Genomic DNA, 7,124 nt, shown 5'->3' on the forward strand with positions numbered 1-7,124 from the left:
TGCGGCAGGAAGGCGACGCTGTCCCGGACCGCCCAGGCCAGCGCCTGCTGGTGGACCGGAATGTGGCTGAAGTCCTCCTTGGCCGTCCGCATCGCCTCGTGAATCAGCCTGGTCCGCTTCTCGCGGTCGGGTTCGACGCCGATCTGCTGGATCAGCGCATCGACCTTGGGGTTGGAGTAGCGGCCGTTGTTGGTGGTGCCGGTGCCGGCCTTCTGGTCGCGGGTATGGACCAGCGCCATCAGGGCGTTGTGGGCGTCGTAGGTCCCGGGCGTCCAGCCGTGCAGGAAGAAGCTGGTGTTGAAGCCCTGCCGGATGCCGATCTTGTCGAAATATTTCGACTTGGTCTGGATGTTGAGCTTCAGGGTGACGCCGATGCGCGCCAGCATGGGCGCGATCGCCTGGCAGATCTGCTCGTCGTTGACGTAGCGGTCGTTCGAGCAGTCCATGGTGACGGTGAAGCCCTCGGGATATCCCGCCTCGGCCAGCAGCTTCCGGGCGCCGTCGGGATCGAACGGATAGCGCTCGTTCAGCTTGGCGTCGAAGCCGTTGATCCCGGGCGCGATCAGGAGACCGGTCGGCGTCGCGGCGCCGCGCATCACCACCTTGTGGATCGCCTGGACGTCGATCGCCTTGTAGAAGGCCTCGCGGACGCGACGGTCCTTGAACGGGTTCCTGCCCGAGCCCGGCATGTCCATCAGCTCGTCGCGGAACTGGTCCATGCCGATGTAGATCGTCCGCAGCTCCGGACCCTCGAGGACCTTGATGCCGGCGGTGCGCTTGAGGCGCGGCACGTCCTGCAGCGGCACCGGGTACATCATGTCGAGCTCGCCCGAGAGGAGCGCCGCGACGCGGGTGGCGGCGTTGGCGATCGGCCGGAACTCGATGCGCGTCAGGTTGTGTTCGGGCTTGCCCCACCATTTCTCGTTCGGCACCAGGACCGTGCGCGTGTCCGGCACGCGGTCGATGAGGCGGAACGGCCCGGTGCCGTTGGCATGGACGTTGGCGTAGCTCTCGTTGCCGACGATCCCCTGCACCGGCGTCGCGGTGTTGTTCTTCTCCGACCACGCCTTGGACATGATCCAGAGGTATCCGAGGCTCGACAGCAGGATCGGGTCCGGCACCGAGGTCTCGACCTCGACCGTGTGGTCGTCGATCCGCCGCACCTCCTTCACCGTCCGGGTGAAGATGCGCATGGCGCTCGTTTGCGTGCCGGCCCGGGCGATCGAGAAGATCACGTCGTCGGCGGTGAAGGGCGTGCCGTCGTGGAAGGTGACGCCCTGGCGCAGCCTGAAGCGCCAGACCGTGGGGCTGCTCTGCGACCATTCGGTCGCCAGCGCCGGCACGATCTCCAGCTTGTGGTTGCGATGGACCAACCCCTCGTAGAGGTTGTTTTTCATCGCATTGGTCGGGGTCTCGTTGTTGAGGTGCGGATCGAGACCGTTGACGTCGCCCGACGTCGAGAAGCGGAAGGTCTTGGCCTCCGCCGGCACCTGGGCGCCCAGTGCCAGCGCGGCCGCCGCGGCGGCCGTCAGCAATCGTCGTCGCATCGCTTCGTCACTCCCCGGTAGCGCGGCCGGTCGTGCGATGCCGGCCCCGAACGACCCCGCACGGAGCCTAGCAGAAGCCATGCCGCGGCCAGGCGCAAGCGCGTCCGTGCCGGAATGCGAACGGCGGGCCGGTTGCCCGGCCCGCCGTCGCTTCGGGGCCGCGGATGCGTCCCCGCCACTACCTCGTCGCGATCACTTCATCTTGACGAAGCGCACGATCACCGCGTCGTTCGGCGGCTGCGGCAGGTTGGCGACGTTGTCGCGCACGCCCCAGGCCAGCGCCTGCTGATGCAGCGGGATGTGGCCGAAATCCTCCTTATGGATCTTCATGGCCTCGTAGATCATCCGGTTGCGCTTCTCGCGGTCGCTCTCGCTGCCGATCTGGAGCGTCAGTTCGTCCAGCTTCGGGTTGGAGTAGCGGCCGCTGTTGTTCGACCCGGTACCGGTCTGCTGGTTGCGGGTCATCAGGATGTTGTAGAGCATGTTGTGGGCGTCGTAGGTGCCCGGCGTCCAGCCCAGCATGTAGAAGCTGGTGTCGTTGCCGGACCGCGTCCCGATCTTGTCGAAGTGCTTCGACTTGGTCTGGGAGTTGAGCTTGATGTTGATCCCGATGCGGGCCAGCATCGGCACGATCGCCTGGCAGATCGCCTCGTCGTTGACGTAGCGGTCGTTCGGGCAGTCGAGCGTCACCGGGAAGCCCTGCGGATAGCCCGCGTCGGCCAGCAGCTTCTTGGCGCCTTCCGGATCGAACGGATAGCGGTCGTTCAGCTCCTTGGAGAAGCCGTTGATGCCGGGCGCGATCATCAGCCCGGTCGGCGTCGAGGCGCCGCGCATGACGACGCGGTGGATCGCCTGGATGTCGATCGCCTGGTAGAAGGCGCGGCGGACGCGGACGTCCTTGAACGGGTTCTTGCCCGTTCCCGGCATGTCCTTCAGCTCGTCGCGCCACTGGTCCATGCCGAGGAACACGGTGCGGAGCTCCGGCCCTTCCATCACCTTCACGCCCTGCGAGCGCTTGAGGCGCGGCACGTCCTGCAGCGGCACCGGGAACATCATGTCGATCTCGCCCGACAGCAGCGCGGCCACGCGGGTGGCGGCGTTGGTGATCGGCCGGAACTCGACGCGGGTCAGGTTGTGCTCGACCTTGCCCCACCAGTCGGGGTTGGGGACGATCACGGTGCGGGTGTCGGGCACCCGGTCGAGCAGCTTGAACGGCCCGGTGCCGTTCTCGTGCAGGTTGGCGTAGGTCTCGTTGCCGACGATGCCCTGCACCGGCGTCGTCGTGTTGTGCTTCTCCGCCCACGCCTTCGACATGATGAAGACGGCCGGGAGGTTCTGGTCGAGAATCGGGTCCGGCGCCTTGGTGATGATGTCGACGGTGTGGTCGTCGACCTTCTTCACGTCGACCACGGACGCGCTGTAGGTGCGCATCCCCGACTGCTCGTGGTTGTTCCGCTTGATCGAGAAGACCACGTCGTCGGCCGTGAACGGCGTGCCGTCGTGGAACTTGACGCCCTTGCGCAGATTGAAGCGCCAGACGGTCGGCGCGGTCTGCTTCCAGTCGGTCGCCAGCGACGGCCGCAGCTTGAGTTCGTGGTCGCGGAAGATCAGGGCCTCGTAGAGGTTGTTCTTCATCGCGTTGGTCGGACCCTCGTTGTTGAGGTGCGGGTCCAGGCCGTTGATGTCGCCCGACGTCGAATAGCGGAAGACCTTGGCGTCTGCGGCAGCCGACGCGAGCAGCGCCACGGCCGCCGCGGTCGTCAGGAGCAGTCGTCTGATCATCGTTGTATTCCCTTCCCTGGTAACGCCCCCAACCGGCGGCGGCTCCTGGGGAGACGCCGCCGGCCCGGGTTCGATCCCGCGATCATTGCCACGCGGAGGTGGCTTGGGAAGGACTTTGTCGCGCCCGGGTCGCACCGGGCACGCCGCTCACTTCATGCGGACATACTTCAGCATGACCGCATCGTTCGCCGCCTGGGGAATGGTGGCGATCGAATCCCGCACCGCCCAGGCCAGCGCCTGCTGGTGGAGCGGAATGTGGCCGAAGTCCTCCTTGTGGATCTTCATGGCCTCGTGGATCATCGACTTGCGCTTCTCGGCGTCCATCTCGCTGGCGATCTTGACCGTCAGCTCCTCGACCTTGGGGTTGCTGTAGCGGCCGCTGTTCCAGGCACCCGAGCCCGGACCGGACGACATCGTGATGATGTTGAACAGCATGTTGTGGGCGTCGTAGGTGCCGGGGGTCCAGCCCAGCATGTAGAAGCTGGTCTTGCGCCCTTCCTTCAGGCCGATCTTGTCGAAATGCAGGCCCTTGGTCTGGGCGTTCAGCTTGATGGCGATGCCGACGCGGGTCAGCATCGGCACGACCGCCTGGCAGATCGCCTCGTCGTTGACGTAGCGGTCGTTCGGGCAGTCGAGGGTGACGGGGAAGCCCTGCGGGTAGCCCGCTTCGGCCAAGAGCTTCTTGGCGCCTTCGGGATCGAAGGGATAGCGCTCGTTCAGCTTGGCGTCGAAGCCGGCGATGCCGGGCGCGATCATCAGGCCGGTCGGGGTCGAGGCGCCCCGCATCACGACGCGATGGATCGCGTTGATGTCGATCGCCTGGTAGAAGGCGCGCCGGACGCGGACGTCCTTGAACGGGTTCTTGCCGGAGCCCGGCATGTCGAGCAGCTCGTCGCGGAACTGGTCGAAGCCGAGGAAGATGGTCCGCAGTTCCGGACCCTGCAGCACCTTGACCCCGGCCGTGCGCTCGAGCCGCGGCACGTCCTGCAGCGGCACCGGGAACATCATGTCGATCTCGCCGGTGAGGAGCGCCGCGACGCGGGTGGCCGCATTGGCGATCGGCTTGAACTCGACCCGCGTCAGGTTGTGCTCGGGCTTGCCCCACCACTTCTCGTTCGGCAGCAGCACGGTGCGCGTGTCCGGCACCCGCTCGACGAGCTTGAAGGGGCCGGTGCCGTTGGCGTTGCGGTTGGCGAAGCTCTCGGCGTTGGCGCCGCGCAGCGGCAGCAGCGTGTTGTGCTTCTGCGCCCACGACTTCGACATGATGTGGAAGAGCGACAGGTTCTGGATCAGCACCGGGTCCGGCGCCTCCGTCACCATCTCGATCGTCAGGTCGTCGACCTTGCGCACTTCCTTGACGCCGGTGACGTAGGTCTTCATGTCCGACTGGTCGCCGCGGATGCGGTCGAACGAGAAGACGACGTCGTCGGCCGTGAAGGGCGAGCCGTCGTGGAACGTCACCCCGGCGCGGAGCTTGAAGCGCGTCGTCGTCGGATTGACCTGAGCCCATTCCGTCGCCAGCGCCGGCCGCACCGTCAGGTCCCAATGGCGCGTGACCAGGCCCTCGTAGAGGTTGTCCTTCATCGCATTGGTCGGACCCTCGTTGTTGATGTGCGGGTCCATGCCGATGACGTCGCCGGTCGTCGAATACTTGAACGTCTTGGCCGCTGCGGGCACCGCCAGCGCCGTCGCGAGCGCCGCCGCGGCCACGAGCGCGATCCTGGTCTTCACTGCAAGTCTCCCCTGTTCCGCCGGGGCGCCGTGAGGGCCGCCCGCGGCCCTTTCTTGCTCCCACCCATCGGGGAGCAGCCGAGACTATCGCGATCCGGGGAGACGACCAAACGGAGGATTGCAGAGCGCCCGAAGGTCGCGGACGCCAGGGCCCGGTTTGACTTCGCCCGCGGCGCGGGCGGATAGTGCGCGGCACCGCCATCCGGCCCACTCCACGAGGATTTTCCCCATGCAGCGCCCGCTCGGCAACTCGACCGCCAGCCGCGACATCGCCCACTACCTGCACCCCTACACGAACCTCAAGAAGCACGAGGTCGAAGGGCCGCTGGTGGTGACCGGCGGCAAGGGCATCTACATCCGCGACGAGGCGGGCAAGGAATACATCGAGGGCATGGCCGGCCTGTGGTGCACCTCGCTCGGCTTCAGCGAGGAGCGCCTCGTCGAGGCGGCGATCGGCGCCCTGCGCCGCCTGCCCTACTACCACTCGTTCGGGCACAAGACGACGGACATCGGCGTCGACCTCGCCGAAAAGCTGCTGTCGATCGCGCCCGTGCCGATGTCGAAGGTGTTCTTCGCCAACTCCGGCTCGGAAGCCAACGATTCCGTCGTCAAGCTCGTCTGGTACTACAACAACGCGCTCGAGCGCCCGGCCAAGAAGAAGATCCTGGCCCGCACCAAGGGCTATCACGGCGTCACCGTCGCCGCGGCCAGCCTGACCGGCCTGCCGGCCAACCATCGCGACTTCGACCTGCCGATCGCCAACATCATGCATGTCGACTGCCCCCACCACTACCGCTTCGCGGAGGAGGGGGAGAGCGAGGAGGCGTTCGCGACCCGGCTCGCCGAGAACCTGGAGAAGCGCATCCTGGCCGAGGGCCCGGAGACGGTCGCCGCCTTCATCGCCGAGCCGATCATGGGCGCCGGCGGGGTGCTGCTGCCGCCCAAGGGCTATTTCGACAAGATCCAGCCGATCCTGAAGAAGTACGACATCCTCTTCATCGCCGACGAGGTGATCTGCGGCTTCGGGCGCACCGGCAACATGTGGGGCAGCCAGACCATGGGCATGAAGCCCGACATCCTGGTCTGCGCCAAGGCCTTGTCGTCGGCCTACCTGCCGATCTCGGCGGTGATGATCTCCGAGCCGATCTACCAGGCGCTGGTGCGGCAGAGCGAGAAGATCGGCGTCTTCGCCCACGGCTTCACCTATTCCGGCCATCCCGTCGCGAGCGCCGTCGCCCTGGAGACGCTGAAGATCTACGAGGAGCGCGACATCGTCGGTCACGTCCGGGAGATCGCGCCCCGCATGCAGAAGCTGATCCGCAGCTTCGCCGACCGCCCGCTGGTCGGCGAGTGCCGCGGCACCGGCCTGATCGGCGCCATCGAACTCGTCGCCGACCGCAAGACGCGGGCGCCCTTCGACCCCAAGCTCGGCGTCGGCGCCTACCTCGCCGCGCGCGCCCAGGAGCATGGCGTGATCCTGCGCGCGATGGGCGATTCGATCGGCTTCTGCCCGCCGCTCATCATCGGCCCGGACCAGCTCGACGAGATGTTCCGCCGCTTCGACAAGGCGCTTTCGGACACCGAGTCCTGGCTCGCCGGCCAGGGCCTCGCCAAGGTCGCCTGAGCGATCGGCGGGCGCCCGGTCCGCCGGGCGCCCGCCAGCTCGTTCCGCCCCGGCCGCAGCCGACGACGGAGGCCCATCGGTGAGCGCCGGCGTGCTGGCGATCGACCATGTCCAGGTCACCGTGCCGGCCGAGCGCATGGCGGACGCGCGTCTCTTCTACGGGCGGACGCTGGGCCTCGCCGAAATCCCCCAGCCGGCACGCGAGCGGCCGGAGCCGGGGGCCTGGTATCGCGTCGGCGGGGTCGAACTCCACCTTCGGGCGGAGGCCGTCGCAGCCGAAGGGGCGGCGGCGAGCCGCCGCCATGTCGCCTTCGCCGTCGCCGATCTCGACCGAACCGCGGCGGCGCTCGACGCCGCCGGCGCCGAGCGCCTGCCCGACCGCCGGCCGGTCGCGGGCGTGCGCCGGATCTTAGTGCGCTATCCCGGCGGCAACCGGGTCG

The 7,124-nt window shown here is 67.5% G+C and carries 5 protein-coding genes; 2 read left to right on the forward strand and 3 right to left on the reverse strand.

The features are described from left to right. The 3 genes from ACE3Q3_RS21935 to ACE3Q3_RS21945 form a co-directional block, all read right to left on the reverse strand. Positions 1–1,547 (reverse strand): ABC transporter substrate-binding protein (locus tag ACE3Q3_RS21935; RefSeq protein ID WP_374449567.1); only part of this gene is annotated, 1,547 nt, incomplete at its 3' end. Between the two features lie 192 nt (positions 1,548–1,739). Beyond that, entirely contained in the window at positions 1,740–3,329 is a 1,590-nt protein-coding gene (locus ACE3Q3_RS21940; protein WP_374449569.1) for an ABC transporter substrate-binding protein, read from the reverse strand. A gap of 147 nt (positions 3,330–3,476) precedes the next feature. Then, positions 3,477–5,060, reverse strand: coding sequence for an ABC transporter substrate-binding protein (locus ACE3Q3_RS21945; RefSeq protein ID WP_374449571.1), 1,584 nt, complete (start codon positions 5,058–5,060; stop codon positions 3,477–3,479). A gap of 229 nt (positions 5,061–5,289) precedes the next feature. On the opposite strand from ACE3Q3_RS21945, the gene ACE3Q3_RS21950 reads away from it, so the two are divergent. Then, positions 5,290–6,684, forward strand: coding sequence for an aspartate aminotransferase family protein (locus ACE3Q3_RS21950; protein ID WP_374449573.1), 1,395 nt, complete (start codon positions 5,290–5,292; stop codon positions 6,682–6,684). Positions 6,685–6,763: 79 nt separating this feature from the next. Then, a partial coding sequence (locus tag ACE3Q3_RS21955) for a VOC family protein (protein ID WP_374449575.1) occupies positions 6,764–7,124 on the forward strand: 361 nt, incomplete at its 3' end.

Source organism: Allostella sp., assembly GCF_041913585.1.
GTDB lineage: Bacteria > Pseudomonadota > Alphaproteobacteria > ATCC43930 > Allostellaceae > Allostella.